Annotated in this window: 1 pseudogene; it reads left to right on the forward strand. The window is 74.7% G+C overall.

The features are described 5' to 3' along the window. Window positions 1-229 (forward strand): annotated as a pseudogene (locus tag KVS71_RS19635) (PAS domain-containing sensor histidine kinase); the annotation flags it as partial.

Here is a 229-nt window from a genome sequence, read left to right on the forward strand (position 1 = left end):
AACCTCGTCGGCGACCTGCTCTTCACGGCGCAGGTGGAGTCGGGGCGCTTCCCTTTGGAGCGGGACGAGGCGCACGTCGCGGCGCTCGTGCGTTCGGCCGTGGCCTCGGCGGGACCGCACGCGCAGCGCGAGGGGATCGGGCTGGACCTGCAGGTCGGCGACGAGCCGATCCCGCTGCTCGTCGGTCCCGGGCGCCCCGGGCAGGCCGTGGGCAACCTCCTCTCGTACC

This window comes from Microbacterium sp. GbtcB4 (assembly GCF_019091465.1).
Taxonomy (GTDB): Bacteria; Actinomycetota; Actinomycetes; order Actinomycetales; family Microbacteriaceae; genus Microbacterium; species Microbacterium paraoxydans.